This is a genomic window from Mucilaginibacter metallidurans (assembly GCF_003286435.2).
Classification (GTDB): domain Bacteria; phylum Bacteroidota; class Bacteroidia; order Sphingobacteriales; family Sphingobacteriaceae; genus Mucilaginibacter; species Mucilaginibacter gossypii.
This window is the reverse complement of the sequence record NZ_CP043449.1, coordinates 6,358,956-6,373,512: the sequence shown is the minus strand read 5'-3', so window position 1 is coordinate 6,373,512 and position 14,557 is coordinate 6,358,956. Positions and strand designations below refer to the sequence as shown.

Here is a 14,557-nt window from a genome sequence, read left to right as displayed (position 1 = left end):
GCGCTGCCAATATCCGACATTACCACATGCTCTGTCGCTGCGGCCAAAGAGCATAGCAATTCACCCCATGTAACAACTTTGTTAACACAATATATTCCCGATTTTAATTTATAATAAATAGGTTTGTTTTAACTGATCTTATAATTTATTATATATGAAATTAAAACTACTCTTTTCGTGTTTAATTACGGCTGGTATTGCAGTACCATCGTTTGCACAGGAACCTGTTGATGCGGCAATGGTTCAAAAAATAAGGGAAGAAGGCCTTAACCATTCAAAGGTAATGGAAACGGCTTTTTACCTTACAGATGTTTCGGGCCCAAGGCTTGCCAATTCTCCGGGCTTAAAGCGCGCCCAAAACTGGGCTGTTAATCAGCTTAAAACCTGGGGCATGGCCAACTCTAAATTGGAAGCCTGGGGTAAATTTGGCAAAGGCTGGGAGGTTCAAAAAAACTATGCAGCTATCACGATTCCTTACTATCACGCTATCATCGCCATACCTAAAGCATGGACACCGGGTACAAATGGCTTAATCAAAGGCGAAGTGATGATAATCAAAGCCGATTCGGCAGCAGAGCTTGAGCAATATAAAGGTAAGCTGGCCGGCAAGATCGTGATATTTGATACTAAAGCACCAACAGAACGTACCTGGAAAGTGGATGCCGCCCGTTATACCGATGAGGAACTTACCGAAATGGGCAACGCGAAAGTTGCACCAGCCGGCCCGCGCAGGAACGCTGTAGACCCCAACGCAGCCCAAATGGCTGCCTTCCGTAAATTACGTGCTTTCAGGACTGCATTAAGCCAATTTTTGGTTGATGAAAAAGCCGGTTTGGTTTTAAGTCAGGCCCGCGGTACTGATGGTACGGTATTTACGACCAACGGTGCTTCATATGCCGATACAGCCAAAGCCGTAGCACCCGAACTTGAAACCAGCAGCGAAGATTACCAGCGCATTTTGCGCCTTATAAAAGGCGGTCAGCCGGTACAACTGGAAGCTGATATTAAAACCCAATTCATTACCGACGACCTGCAGGGCTATGATGTAGTCGCTGAAATTCCCGGAACGGATAAAAAACTAAAAGACCAGGTAGTAATGCTTGGCGGCCACCTTGATTCATGGCATGCCGCTACCGGTGCTACCGATAATGCAGCGGGCAGCGCGGTAATGCTGGAGGCCATGCGTATTTTAAAAGCGATTAACTTTAAACCCAAACGCACCATTCGCATCGCCCTATGGAGTTCGGAAGAGCAGGGCTTATTTGGTTCGCGCGGATATGTGGCCAATCATTTTGGCGATCCTAAAACGATGGAGCTTAAACCCGAACAAGCAAAGCTTTCGGCCTATTACAACCTTGATAATGGAACCGGCAAGATCCGCGGAGTGTATTTGCAGGGAGATTCGGCCGCGGCACCTATCTTTAAAGCCTGGCTTGAACCTTTTAAAGATCTTGGCGCCACCACGCTTACCATTCGTAATACCGGCGGTACCGATCACCTTTCATTTGATGCCGTTGGCATTCCGGGCTTCCAGTTTATCCAGGATGCTATTGATTACGGTTCACGTACCCATCATAGTAATCAGGATACTTACGATCGCCTTATTGAAGACGACCTGAAACAAGCCGCTACCATTGTTGCTTCATTTGTTTACCATACGGCACAACGCGCCGAAATGATACCGCGCAAAGAGCTGCCAAAGCCTCAACCGGCAAGGTAAAACTTTTACGATATTTATAGAAAAGCGATGCTCCCGGGCATCGCTTTTTTTGTTTAACCTTTATGCTGGTGTCCTTTCAGTGCAGACTTAGTGTATTCAGGGTTTATAATAGAAATGGGCCAATACATATGAAAAACACCTCGTTATTGGCTTATTTTCCTTAAATAGAGCCGTCTGCAGGCAGTTAATTTCCATAAACCATTTTAATAAATTAATTTTGTATGTTTAATGAGCCTATTTATAAAACCCCAAAAACCAGGGAAATCAACAGACGAAGAACTACTTAGTGATTATCGCGCAAGCGGTAACCTAACAGTTTTGGGCAGCTTATATGAAAGATATATGCCCCTTGTTTATGGCGTTTGCCTTAAATATCTGAAAGATGAAGAACTGGCCAAAGACGCGGTAATGGGCATTTTTGAGGAGCTGGTTGATAAGGTTAAAAAGCATGAGATTAACCAGTTCAGGAGTTGGGTGTATGTACTTGGGCGCAATTATTGCTTGATGCAGTTACGGAGTGGTAAAAAGATGGAGTTGGTTAATTTAGATGAAGTTATGGAATTTACCCCCTTTTTGCATCCTGAGGATAATAACAGGGAAGAGGCTTTGAAAGCTTTGGAGCACTGCATAGCAGGGTTAACCGGCGGACAAAAACAAAGTATCCACCTGTTTTATTTAAAAGAGAAGTGTTATAAAGAAATTGCCGGGATAACAGGATATACTTTAAATGAGGTAAAGAGTTATATCCAGAACGGTAAGAGGAATTTGAAAATTTGCCTCGAACGGAACAGTGCATAGTAAAAAGGCAAATATATTGCAAATACAGAAGTATCTCAACGGAGAGCTTGATGCCCGTGCTATGCATAAACTGGAAATGGAGGCACTAAACGACCCTTTTTTGATGGATGCATTGGAAGGATATGAAAACATGGGGACAAGTCAACAGTTAAACCTTGCTGACCTTAGCTCAAGACTGCGGCAGCGTACCGGAGAGAATAAAGGCCGTGTAATGCCGTGGACCGTTTGGCCCATAGCGGCATCGGTTTTAATAGCATTATGTTTGGGAGGTCTGTATCTTAACAGATCTCCTAAACCTGAACTGCAAAGTAATAACATTGCAGGAAACAAAAATTCGACCCCGCCCATGGCAGCTGCCGCCGATACCGTAAAGACCGGCGATACGGTTAAAAAAGCGAGTGCCAATACGCCCACACAAGGCCCATCAATTGCAGTAAGCAAAAAATCAAGACGGGCCAAGCAATCGGCTAATGCACTTTATCAGCAGGAAATTTCGGCTGGTGACAATAAGACAGCTTCGAATGATGTTGCACCTCCAGTGGGCAGCAATATTTTAGCAGAACCGGCAACTCCGCCACCCGTTGCTAAAGATAAAGTTGTTTTGAAAGAAGAAGGCAATTTAAGTGAGCGGATAGTAGCAGGATACACAGCTCCAATTGCAAAAAAAGATACAGTAAGCCCGGATGTGATAGCATTAAGAGCGAATACGACAGTCGCGAAAGCAAAAGCTCCGCTGCAATTTAAATTACCCGGAAAGGTTGACGGTGTTACAACTTCACCAGCAACTGTTTTTGGCAGCAGTAAAGCGGCGGCACAATCATTATACATTGCCGGTACTATTATTTCGAGAGATGACGGCTCGCCTTTAATTGGTGCGGCAATCAGGATCAAAGGCACCAACCGGAGCACGGTAACTGACGTTAACGGAAAATTCGCACTTAGTTCGCCGGGGGATAAGGCTACGCTTGATGTGGTTTATATTGGTTATGAGCCGAGGCAGGTTAACGCCACACGCGGCGATAGTATTAAAGTAGCGCTTAAGCCCGATTCCAGGGCCCTTAGCGAGGTGGTTGTAACTAAAAAAGACGATGACAACGCCGAGGTAAGTGTTACCGCGGCACATCCGCAACTGGGCTGGGGCAGCCTGAAAAAATATTTACAAACTAATGCTGTACTGCCAGATGGTACTGCCGGCGCCGTGACCGTAACATTTACGGTATTCCCGAGCGGCATCACAGATGAGTTTAGCATTAAAAAAGGCCTGAATGAAGCAGCCGATCAAAAAGCCATAGAGCTCATCAAAAATGGCCCCTCATGGGTTGGCAGTACTAACAACAAACCCGAAGTTGTTACTGTAAAGGTTAAATTCCAAAAGCAAAAATAATATGCCCAATAAAAAAGCTGCGTTGAATAACATCGACGCAGCCTTTTTTTTTTATCTCTTTCTGTTATCTATTTATTGTCCTGCAGTTTTTTTCCTATCAGCAAAAGCGAATACTTTTTGCAATAAAGGCGTTGTACGAGCCCCAAGATTTTGACGAATATTAAGCTCTTCTTTGGCTATCTCCACAAATAACCCGTCGATGGCTTTTTGGGTCACATAATCGCTGATATCAGGATTAAGCTTTGATACAAACGGAACTTTGTTGTAGGCTTGTGCCGCGTCAGTATAGTATTTGGTAGCGTTCACTTTATTTAAACTGCCCTGGATAACAGGTTTGAATTGCAGGCTTAGCTTCGCGGTAGTGGTACGTTTAAAGTATTGTGTTGCCGCATCCTGGCTGCCCAATAAAATATTGGTAACATCCTGCAGGGTCATTTGCTTAATAGCATCAATAAAAATAGGTTTTGCCTGTTTTGCAGCATCTTCGGCTGCGCGGTTAAGCGAAAGGATTACATTATCGCAAAGGCTGTTCAGGCCAAGCCCGCGTAAGGTTCTCTCAGCCTTTTGTGCTTCGGGCGGGAAAAGGATCTTGATAGCGGCATTGCCAAAAAATCCGTTAACTGCCGATAGTTGATCAGAGCTTTTACCGGTGCCTATTTCAAGGGCCTGTTTTAAACCGTTGCCTATTTCAAGCGATGTTGGTGTTCCCTGGTTTTCAATAGTGGCGTTAGCTACCTGGTTTAGCGTATCACAGCTGGTGAATGTAATTAAAGCTATTAAGACGGGGATAATGAGTAGTCTTGTTTTCATAGTAGTAAAACTAACAAAATTACTCCCGGTTTGTTTAGGCAAAGAAATGTAATAATGCAAATACACCGGCGGCAATCAGTGCCGAAATAGGTATGGTAATGATCCAGGCCCAAACCAGGTTAATGGTTACGCCCCAGCGCACGGCCGATACTCGTTTAGTTAAACCCACACCTATAATTGAGCCGGTGATAGTATGTGTTGTTGAAACCGGGATGCCAAAACGCTCGGTAATAAAAAGGGTAATAGCACCAGCAGTTTCGGCACTTACACCTTCAAGCGGGGTAACCTTGGTTATTTTTGAGCCCATGGTTTTAACGATCTTCCAACCGCCCGACATGGTGCCCGCAGCAATAGCTGAGTAACAAGCTAAAGGGATCCACTCCGGCATTACTGAGCCTGGCTTTATCACTTTTGAAGCAATAAGGCTTACGTACAAAATCCCCATTACTTTTTGAGCATCATTACCTCCATGAGCAAAACTTAATGCCGCGGATGAAACCAGCTGCATACGTTTAAACCAGCGTTCGGCGGTAGCCGGCCTGGCAGCCTTGCACAGGTGCAGTATTAAAATGGTTACAACATAAGCTATAATTAAACCAATAAACGGGGCAAGCACGATGTAGGCAACAATTTTAAGCACATATTGCATTTCAACAGCATGCAGGGCGTTGGCACCCATATAAAGCGCGTTAGTCATACCGGCACCGGCAAAGCCCCCAATAAGGGTATGCGACGAGCTTGAAGGGATTCCGAACCACCATGTAAACAGGTTCCAGGTGATGGCTGCTACCAAACCAGCCAGGATCACATGCAGGGTAACATAGTGCTCCAATACAATTTTAGATACGGTATTAGCAACCTTATGATCTTTTATAAAAAAGTAAGCTGCAAAGTTGAATACCGCGGCCATTAACACTGCCTGAAACGGTGTTAATACTTTTGTAGATACAATGGTAGCTATAGAGTTTGCGGCATCATGAAAGCCATTGGTGTAATCAAACAACAGGGCGAGTACAACAATAACTACAAGTAGGGAAGTAACCATTTAGCTGGGGATAAGATTTACTTAAGCGTTTTTAACCAAGATTGACTCCATAACATTAGCTGCGTCTTCGCACATATCGGTAGCAGTTTCAAGGGCGGCTAATATTTCTTTGTATTTAATCAGGCGGATAGCATCCTTTTCATACAGGAACAAGTCGGCTACAGCGCGGTCAAAAACATAATCAGCCTGATTTTCAACACTATTTATCCTGATGCATGAATCGGCAATATTACGCACGTTCCTAAGGTCTTTCAGTTCTCTTACGGCTTTTTCCAAATCAACACTGGCCTGCAGTATCAGGTCAGATAGCTTACGGATGTGCTCATTCAAATCGTCTATCCTGTACAGGCTCATGCGGTTGGCCGCACCCTGTATATAGTCAGCCACATCATCAATAGCTGTTGCAAGGGCATGGATATCTTCACGGTCAAAAGGCGTAATGAAGTTTTTGCCAAGCTCCAGGTAAATCTGGTGAGTATATTCGTCGCCTTTGTTTTCAAGCTTGTCAATCTGTTTATATAAATCCTCGCGGGTTGCAGGGTTGTTTGAGTTAACTGCTTCAACCAGTATGGTAGCCATAGCTACAACATTGGCCGCGGCTTGTTCAAACAGCGGGAAGAATATTTTTTTATCCTTGGGTACAAAATACTGGAATATACTGTTTAGCGACATAGTGATTTGAAATTGGTGTAAAGGTACAGTTAGTATGTTAAATTATTGTTAACTTTTTAACACAGGTAAATTCGGGAAAGGAATGGTTTGCTTAGCCCTTGCCAAGGTAAAACCAAAGGTTGAACCAAGCCCTTCTGTACTGCGCACATTGATGGTTTGCTGATGGGCTTCAATAATATGCTTTACAATAGCAAGCCCCAGCCCGGAGCCACCAATTTGCCTTGAACGGCTGCTGTCTGTACGAAAAAAACGCTCAAATAACCTTGGCAAAAACTTTTCTTCAATACCTATACCATCGTCGGTAACTTCAACCAAAACCTGGTCGTGCAGTACAAAAAGGCTTACCGAAGTGCTGCCTTCTTCTTTACCGTACTTAAACGAATTATCTATCAGGTTCACGAGCACCTGTCTGATCTTTTCCCTGTCGGCATTCACCACAATAGGCTCATCATACTTTTGCTTAAATATAAGTTTAATGTGGTACTGCTTGCCTTTGATCTCCAATGATTCAAAAACCTCTTTGATCAGGTCGTTGATCTTGAATTTAGTATAATTGATAGGCATCTCACCCGATTCAAGTTTGGAAATTTCATCAAGGTCTTTGATCAGGTAACTTAGCCGGTCAACATTTTTCGAAGCCTTTTCCAAAAACTGGCGGGCCATTTCCTTGTCGTCAAAATCATCATCCTGCAAGGCTTCAATGTAACCCTGGATAGCAAATAGCGGGGTTTTAAACTCGTGCGAGATATTGGATAAAAAATCACGGCGAAATTTTTCCTGTTTGCGAAGTTCGTCTATCTCGGTCTTTTTCTGCTTGGCCCATTCCTTTACCTCCTGCTCTACATCGGCAATGGGATTGGCGCTTACATGTTCGCCAAGGGCATCCCTGAGGTCGCGGCCTAATTTCAGGTTATGGATCAGTTTATAAATTAGCTTGATACGGGAGTAGATGTATTTTTCGATGAGGTAGTAAAAAACGAAGTAACTTACACCAAGGGCCACCGAGAAAGTAACCATTACATCGTACCATTTATGCTGAAAATAAAAATTAACGGCCGAGAGCGTAATTGCCACGCCAAGCGAGGTTGTTAAAACCAGTACACGCAAATTCATAGCGTAAAGCTACGATTTATAGATGATTAACTCCCACCTGAAAGGCCAGCGCCATGTTAATTTAAAATTATCAATTTGTGCTTTTTTTAATAAAGCTAACAATTCGTGCCTTTTAAAACCACGCTTAACCGAAAGGGGACCATCGTTACGGGCCATGGCATTGCGGGTAAAAATGTGGGTTATAAACACTATGGCATGATATAAAAGCCAGTGACGGTGCAAGTCGGTAATGATAATTCCTTTTTGTGCCGATGTGTGCATGTTTTGAATAAGCGTTACCCAGCGTTCATCATCAAAATGATGAGTGAACAAACTGCATATAATTATATCGGCCGGTTTAATGAGGTATACCTCGTCAGTAACATCGGCCCGGGTAAAGCTGATGTTTTTATATCCGGAGGCCTGTTGCCGTGCGTAATTTACTGCCGTTGGCGCTGCATCAATACCGTTTAGTTTAAGGCGTATTTTCTTTTCTTCAGCCCATTTTGCAATAGCTATCAAGGCATCGCCCCCGCCACACCCCCAATCACTTACCGCATAATTATTACTTACCGCAAATTTTTTTAACGCGTTGATGATGCTTTTATGGCCACCGAATAGCGCGTTCATCTTCCCCAGGCCTTCAAGCACGGGGGTTATTTCGGCTGATGGGAGATCAAAATCATCCATGATCTCCAGCATATCGGTACGGTAACTTAAATCGGGCATATAATATATACGCCTGAACTATACAAATGGTTGGCCGTGAGTTTTACTTATCAGGTATTGTGCAACAGAAGGCAGGTGATTGAGCGTATTTAAAGTAAGGGCCGTCATGTTATCGTTGCCAAATAAACGCTGTAACTGCCGGCCAACCCAAAGCCTTTGCGCAAACTGTTTGTTCCAGCTTTGGGCATAATCCTGCTCAAGGTTGGCGCGCTTTTCAGGATTAAAGCTGCCCGGTTTATAGTGTGTAATAATTTTTTCGGAAAGGATTCTGGCCGAATGGATAGCCATGGTCATCCCGTTGCCGCAAAGTGGGGCTATCATCCCGGCGGTGTCTCCGCTCATCAGGATGTGATTATCAACAGGCGCCTTTTTCTCAAAGGAGATTTCGTTGATCACCTCCGGTTTATCCAGTAAAAACCTTGCGTTACGAAAGATCTCATCGAGATAAGGGTTCCTGCGGATCACGTTCTCTTCCAGAGCCTGTAAAGTGCCGTATTTGCGCAGGTCATCCCGGTGTGCCATGTAGCACATACAATACCTGTCGCCATCGGTTTTGCTTACCCCACAATAGCCGTCTTTGTAATTATTAAGCTGGATGAGATCGGTAGGGAAATCCATCTGTAAATGGAATTTTACGGCCAGGTATGGGCTGCGTTTATAAAAGAACGGTCGTTTAAGTTTTTGATCGAGATTGGAGCGTTTACCGAACGAGCCGATAGCCAACGGGGCTGTTAATGTTTCGCCGGGAGTTACAACTTCAAATTTTTCGCCAGCAAAACGAATATCCTCCACCCGTGTGCCGGTTAAAATATCAACTCCTTCGGCGAGGGCTTTTTGGTACAGAAAATTATCGAAAGTAAACCTGCTTAAACCAAAACCGCCCAGGTCAAGCTTTTGCGAAAGTTTGGTACCGGATGCTGCTGTTACTTCGAGCCGGTTGATGCGGGCAACATTCAGTTCATCAAGATTGATGCCCAAAGAAGACAAAAAAGGGATCACCTCGTTAGAGATATACTCGCCACAAACGCGGTGCATGGGGTAAGTCTTTTTTTCAATAACTGTCACTTTTAGCCCCGCGCGGTTAAGCAAGATGGCGTTGAACAATCCGGCCAGGCCTCCGCCAATCACAATTACATCGCTCATACCGGTTTAGTGCATTTCGAGTATCATCCCCTCAACGGTTAACCCCGGGCCAAAGGCGAAACTCAATATCTTTTGATCGATCAGGTTACCTGCCTTCAGCATTCTATCCAGTACAAACAAAATTGTGGCCGACGACATATTACCGTACTCCTGCAAAACCTGGTAAGCGAATGCGTTGCTTTCTTCAGGTAATTCCAGGGCATCTTCCACTGCTTCTAAAATGGTACGCCCGCCGGGGTGAACAGCATAAGCGGTAATATCATCCATCTCAGTTTTGGCCTTTTGCAAAAAGCGCTGGGTAAGTGATTTGATATGTTTCTTAATTTGTTTGGATACCTTGGAGGTGAGTTTCATTTCAAAACCTGTGTTGCCCACATACCAACCCATCTCATTACGTGCTTCAGTAACAAATTCTGAATAGAAGTTTTTGAGTAAAAGGTAATTGCCACTGCCTAAACGGTTAGCCGTATTTTCGACCAAAACGGCAGCAGCCCCATCTGAAAATAGTGAATTAGCAACCCAGTTATCCAGCGTATTCACTTTTTGAAAATGGAGCGTACAAAGCTCTACACTAACAACAAGCACTTTGGCGCCAGCATCGGCCCGGCAAATATAGTCGGCTACTTTGAGCCCGTTTATGGCGCCGTAGCAGCCCATAAAGTTGATGCAGGTACGTTCGGTATCGCGGTTTAGCTGCAGCCGGTCCACAAGTTCGATATCAATCCCAGGTGCGTGCATACCCGTACAGCTAATGGTTACCAGGTGTGTAATGCTGCCGATAATGTCATCTCCAAATTTTTGAAGGCAGTTTTTTGCGGCATTTACAGCTATGGCGATGGCTTCCTTTTCGTAAAGCTTTAACCTTTTCTGTGTGTCAGGGAATGGCTCGAGCCCTGCTGATTGTTCAAAAAAAGTGAAATCTGCCGCATCACGATAGCCAAAATCAGGAATTACCGAATAGCGGTAATCAATTCCGGAATGGTCATAAATCCCCTTTAACCTTGCTGCATTGATTGCGTCCAGCCTAAAGGCGTTAGCCATGAAATGGTAAATATCCTGCTGGGCAATACGATTGGCGGGATTTGCTATCCCGATAGCACTAATGCAACTCTCCATTAAAAATGATTAAGCGTTTTATTTGCTGATCTCCGCCTCAACCGAAACATTGGCCTCATTTGAAAGGATCAGGTTTTTGCCGCCTATGCCAAAATCTGTCCTCAAAATCATAAAGCTTCCTTTCAGTTGCGCTGTATTACCTGATTCCGTATACGTAAAAGGCACTTCAATCAACTTTGTTTTATCTCTTATAGTTACGTTAAAATTACCGATATAGTTGCTCCCGCTCTTACGTTTAAAGGAAACTGACTTTAGCGTGATCTTTGGATATTTAATTACGTCAAAATAATCTTCGCTTTTAAGATGCTTATCACGGCTTTCGTTATCGGTATTAACAGTGTTGGATAACACTGACGCTTCAATAGAGCTGCCTTCCAGGTCATTAGGCTTAAACTTAATATCGGCCTGCAAACCGCCAAAGGTGCCGCCAACATTAAAGCCAAGGTTTTTAATCTTAAAGCTGATATCTGATTTAGATACCGTTTGCGCGAAGCCCGCTGCCGTCGCGAAAATTAAAAGTACAACTATATAAATTTTCTTATTCATGTTACATTAACGTGGTTTCAAACATAATAATTTATACTGAAGGAATTTTGTACTTAAGGTTGTATGTTTATAACCGAAATCAGGCAACCTAATGTTGCCTCCGACAGTAATTTATAATGTAAAACACGCCATGAAGTTTAAACAATTTATCCCTACCCGGTCGGCATTTGCGCATTTAAGGCTTGTGTTTTCTGTTTTTTTGCTGCCGGTGTACCTGTTTGCCTTTAGCCAGGCCAGTGCAGTGAAAACGTGGGCAGCTGTGCTCGTGTTTTTCATCTGGCATTTTTTAGCATTTCCGGCCAGCAATGGCTATAACAGTTATTTTGACAAGGATGAAGACAGTATTGCCCTGTTAGCCAAACCGCCCGAAGTGGATCTCAGCCTGTATTATTTTTCCATTTTGCTGGAGGCTATTGCGTTTTTGCTTGGCTTTATCATTAGCTGGGAGTTTGCCTGTGCTGTGCTTATTTATGGCATTATGTCAAAATTATACAGTCACCCGGCTACCCGTTTAAAGAAATATCCCATCATCAGCTTTTTAACGGTGTTCATTTTCCAGGGATGCTTTATTTATTACACCACCTACACCGCCCTTACCGGCACAAGCCTGTTTGACCATTGGGATTTAGGGCTGATCATTCCGGGGGCTATCAGCTCCTGCCTCATCGGGGCATCATACCCCTTAACCCAAGTGTATCAGCATGAAGAAGACAGCAGGCGGGGCGATAAAACGCTCAGTATTGTTTTAGGCTACAAAGGCTCTTTTATTTTTTCGGGCGTATTGTTTGCCGCGGGGATAGCCCTTTCTTACTGGTACTGGCACCTAGCCGGGATGATGCTTAACTTTTATTTCTTTATAGCATGCGCCGCACCGATATTTTTCTTTTTTAATTATTGGTTTTATAAAGTAGGACAATCAACAGCTAATGCTAATTTTAAAAACGCTATGCGTATGAATTTCATTAGCTCAGGTTGTATGCTGATTTATTTCGGGGTACTGGCGGTGTTTAGTTGATAAAAAAAGTCATTTCGACGAGGAACGAGGAGAAAACTTATACGCCCTGCCTGCAGAATTGTATGTCGCAGATAGGGCGTATAAGTTTTCTCCCGTCGGTGGAAATGACATTTTTATTTCTTGATATTCTCTCTCTTACTTCTTCGCAGCCCAGGCATCCATTTTAGCCTCAAAAACCGCCATTGGCATGGCGCCATCTTTTAACACCTGGTCATGAAATTCGGCGATATTGAATTTGCCGCCTAATTGCTTTTCATATTTAGCGCGCAGTTCGCGAATTTTGAGTGCGCCTATTTTGTAGCTCAATGCCTGGCCGGGAATAGCCATATAACGTTCAATTTCGGCAGTTGCACCTTGCTCGCTGATAGCTTCATTATCCATCATATATTTAATAGCCTGCTCACGGGTCATTCCTTTGGTGTGGATGGCGACATCAACCACCAAACGGATAGCGCGGTGAATCTCATCGCCTAACGCACCCATATACTGGTAAGGATCGGTGTACAAGCCGAGCTCTTTCCCTAATGATTCGCAATACAGCGCCCAACCTTCTACATAGGCAGTTTCCCCGCCATCAAAGCGACGGAATTTTGGCAATGAAGCGTTTTCCTGGGTTAACGAAATCTGGTAATGGTGACCAGGAATTGCTTCATGCAAAAACAATGATTCCATACCCGATGTGGTGTTGAATTGGGTTGCATCCAGTATCGGCACATAAAAAATGCCGGGACGGGTACCATCTGCCGAACCCTGGTTATATTCGGCACTGGCCGATGCCGCGCGGAAGGCTTCGGTTTGCCTGATCTCGAAAGGGGTTTTAGGCACATGGTTAAACATTTTTTTCAGGTTTGGCTCCATGCGTTTGTGAATGTTTTCAAAAGCATCAAGTACATCCTTCGGGGTTTTGTAAGGAGTAAACTTAGGGTCAGTTTTCATGTATTCAAAAAACGCCTTCAAATCGCCCTTAAAGCCAACACTGCTTTTGATGCTATCCATTAAGCCACGGATCCGGGCAACTTCTTTCAAACCCAATTGGTAAATTTCTTCCGGAGTTTTATCGGTAGTGGTTTGTTGTTTAACTAAATAGGTGTATTTAGCAGTACCATCCGGCAGGGATGAAAAACCCGAGGTTGCACGTGCGTGGGGCAGGTATTGATTTTTCAGGTAATCGGCCAGTTTTTGGTAGGTTGGGTTAACTATGGTAGTTATCGCTTTTTTATAAGCCGCCGTCAGCTGTTTTTTATCAGCGTCCGAAAAATCCTTCGGCATATTCTTAACAGGTCCGTAGAACAGGCTTTTTTCTACATCTTGTGATACCAGGTCCTGCATTTCGGGAATCATTTTAACAACTAACGATTTTGGCAGCACTACGCCTGTTTTGATGCCTTTGTTAAAATTGGAGATGGCGGTATCCGCCCAGATCTGGAAAGCAGATAAACGTTTCAGCCAGTCGTTATAATCAACAACCGTTTTAAAGGGCTGCGCGCCAGAGCCCGAGCCCAGCTGCCCCATGGTAATTGGCAGGGCATAAAACTGGTTAAAAGGCATGTACTCAAAATGATACTTGAAATTATCAAGGGCCAGTTGCACCTCGTAGGTAAATATATCGTATGATAGCCTATCGTCTTCGTTCAGTTCTGCGCGGTCAAAGTTTTTCACTTTCGACAAGTAAACCGAGTTATAATCATGCGCCTTTTTCAAAAACTCAGCAGAGCCATCATTGGGTAGCAAGTCATTATAGCGCCTGTCGCCAATGTAGGTTGCATTAAGCGGGTAAAGTTTTAAGCCGTCCTGGAAATAATCTTCAAAAACTTTGGCGAGGTCTTTATTGGCCGGGATGCCGCTGGCGGTGTCTGTTGATTTAGGTTGATTACAGGCCGCTAACGAACCTGCTATAAATAGCATGAGTAGTATTTTTTTCATGAGGGTGTTGTTTAAACGATAAAGCTACGGAAAGGGAAAATATAATCAATAATGATATCTGCATTGCAGAATAAATATCGCGTCTGCTTCTACTCTGTAAATTAGCCTGTGTTCGAGATTTATCCGGCGCGACCACCAACCAGCTAAATTATGTTTTAAAGGTTCGGGCTTTCCACTTCCTTCATATGGAGTTCGTTCTATTTCTTTGATAAGAGAGTTGATCTTCTTTAAAATAGATTTATCTGTCGTTTGCCAATAAAGGTAATCTTCCCATGCAGGGTTTTGGAAAATTATCTTCACTCTTCAAGTAGCTTTCTTTCCTTGCCTAAACCTTTTTCATATTCTTGGATACCATGAAGTAATCTTTCTGCATTTTTAGGGCTTTTTAAAAGATAGAAAGTTTCCTCCATGCTTTCGTAATCAGCTTTCGATATCACAACAATATCTTCGGCATTGGCACTTGTCACTACCAAAGGCTTATGATCATTCCGCACCTTATCTAAAAAAGATTTTAGTTGCTGCCTGAAGGCAGTGTAAGTTGTGATCTCCATTCAAATTAGTTTT

The 14,557-nt window shown here is 43.6% G+C and carries 15 protein-coding genes; 4 read left to right on the top strand and 11 right to left on the bottom strand.

The annotated features are described in order from the left end of the window. The first annotated feature begins 154 nt into the window (after positions 1–154). The 3 genes from DIU38_RS27355 (at position 155) to DIU38_RS27345 (ending at position 3,902) form a co-directional block, all read left to right on the top strand. Positions 155–1,720, top strand: a complete 1,566-nt coding sequence (locus DIU38_RS27355) for a M28 family metallopeptidase (protein WP_112655593.1) — start codon at positions 155–157, stop codon at positions 1,718–1,720. 228 nt (positions 1,721–1,948) lie between these two features. After that, entirely contained in the window at positions 1,949–2,518 is a 570-nt protein-coding gene (locus DIU38_RS27350) for an RNA polymerase sigma factor (RefSeq protein ID WP_112655595.1), read from the top strand. A gap of 16 nt (positions 2,519–2,534) precedes the next feature. Next, complete coding sequence (locus DIU38_RS27345; protein WP_146750307.1) at positions 2,535–3,902, top strand: carboxypeptidase-like regulatory domain-containing protein; 1,368 nt, start codon at positions 2,535–2,537, stop codon at positions 3,900–3,902. Positions 3,903–3,974: 72 nt separating this feature from the next. Here DIU38_RS27345 and DIU38_RS27340 read toward each other — a convergent pair whose 3' ends face one another. From DIU38_RS27340 to DIU38_RS27305, 8 genes are read right to left on the bottom strand one after another with little or no spacing between them, the layout of a single operon-like run. Continuing rightward, positions 3,975–4,712, bottom strand: a complete 738-nt coding sequence (locus tag DIU38_RS27340; RefSeq protein ID WP_112655599.1) for a DUF4197 domain-containing protein — start codon at positions 4,710–4,712, stop codon at positions 3,975–3,977. A 34-nt stretch (positions 4,713–4,746) separates the two neighbouring features. Next, positions 4,747–5,757, bottom strand: coding sequence for an inorganic phosphate transporter (locus DIU38_RS27335; protein WP_090532528.1), 1,011 nt, complete (start codon positions 5,755–5,757; stop codon positions 4,747–4,749). A 21-nt stretch (positions 5,758–5,778) separates the two neighbouring features. Next, positions 5,779–6,429 carry a DUF47 domain-containing protein gene (locus tag DIU38_RS27330; RefSeq protein WP_091169240.1) on the bottom strand — a complete coding sequence of 217 codons (651 nt, stop codon included), beginning with the start codon at positions 6,427–6,429 and terminating at the stop codon, positions 5,779–5,781. A gap of 48 nt (positions 6,430–6,477) precedes the next feature. Then, complete coding sequence (locus DIU38_RS27325; RefSeq protein WP_091169237.1) at positions 6,478–7,542, bottom strand: sensor histidine kinase; 1,065 nt, start codon at positions 7,540–7,542, stop codon at positions 6,478–6,480. A 9-nt stretch (positions 7,543–7,551) separates the two neighbouring features. Then, positions 7,552–8,250, bottom strand: a complete 699-nt coding sequence (locus DIU38_RS27320) for a methyltransferase domain-containing protein (protein WP_112655601.1) — start codon at positions 8,248–8,250, stop codon at positions 7,552–7,554. Positions 8,251–8,268: 18 nt separating this feature from the next. Then, entirely contained in the window at positions 8,269–9,393 is a 1,125-nt protein-coding gene (locus DIU38_RS27315; RefSeq protein WP_112655603.1) for an NAD(P)/FAD-dependent oxidoreductase, read from the bottom strand. Positions 9,394–9,399: 6 nt separating this feature from the next. After that, complete coding sequence (locus DIU38_RS27310; protein ID WP_112655604.1) at positions 9,400–10,509, bottom strand: type III polyketide synthase; 1,110 nt, start codon at positions 10,507–10,509, stop codon at positions 9,400–9,402. 18 nt (positions 10,510–10,527) lie between these two features. Further along, on the bottom strand, positions 10,528–11,055 hold the full coding sequence (locus tag DIU38_RS27305; RefSeq protein WP_112655606.1) for a YceI family protein: 528 nt from the start codon (positions 11,053–11,055) through the stop codon (positions 10,528–10,530). Positions 11,056–11,185: 130 nt separating this feature from the next. On the opposite strand from DIU38_RS27305, the gene DIU38_RS27300 reads away from it, so the two are divergent. Next, on the top strand, positions 11,186–12,070 hold the full coding sequence (locus DIU38_RS27300) for a UbiA family prenyltransferase (RefSeq protein ID WP_112655608.1): 885 nt from the start codon (positions 11,186–11,188) through the stop codon (positions 12,068–12,070). A gap of 135 nt (positions 12,071–12,205) precedes the next feature. Here the strand turns inward: DIU38_RS27300 and DIU38_RS27295 are convergent, their stop codons facing one another. The 3 genes from DIU38_RS27295 to DIU38_RS27285 are packed head-to-tail and all read right to left on the bottom strand — an operon-like array spanning position 12,206 to position 14,544. Further along, a complete protein-coding gene (locus DIU38_RS27295; RefSeq protein ID WP_112655609.1) occupies positions 12,206–13,993 on the bottom strand; it encodes a DUF885 domain-containing protein in 1,788 nt (595 codons plus the stop codon). Between the two features lie 45 nt (positions 13,994–14,038). Next, positions 14,039–14,293 (bottom strand): Txe/YoeB family addiction module toxin, encoded by a 255-nt coding sequence (locus DIU38_RS27290; RefSeq protein ID WP_090532546.1) that lies wholly within the window; start codon positions 14,291–14,293, stop codon positions 14,039–14,041. Further along, positions 14,290–14,544: a type II toxin-antitoxin system Phd/YefM family antitoxin gene (locus tag DIU38_RS27285; protein WP_090532548.1), complete on the bottom strand. Its 255-nt coding sequence runs from the start codon at positions 14,542–14,544 to the stop codon at positions 14,290–14,292. Before DIU38_RS27285 ends, DIU38_RS27290 begins: the two co-directional genes overlap by 4 nt. Positions 14,545–14,557: the final 13 nt, after the last annotated feature.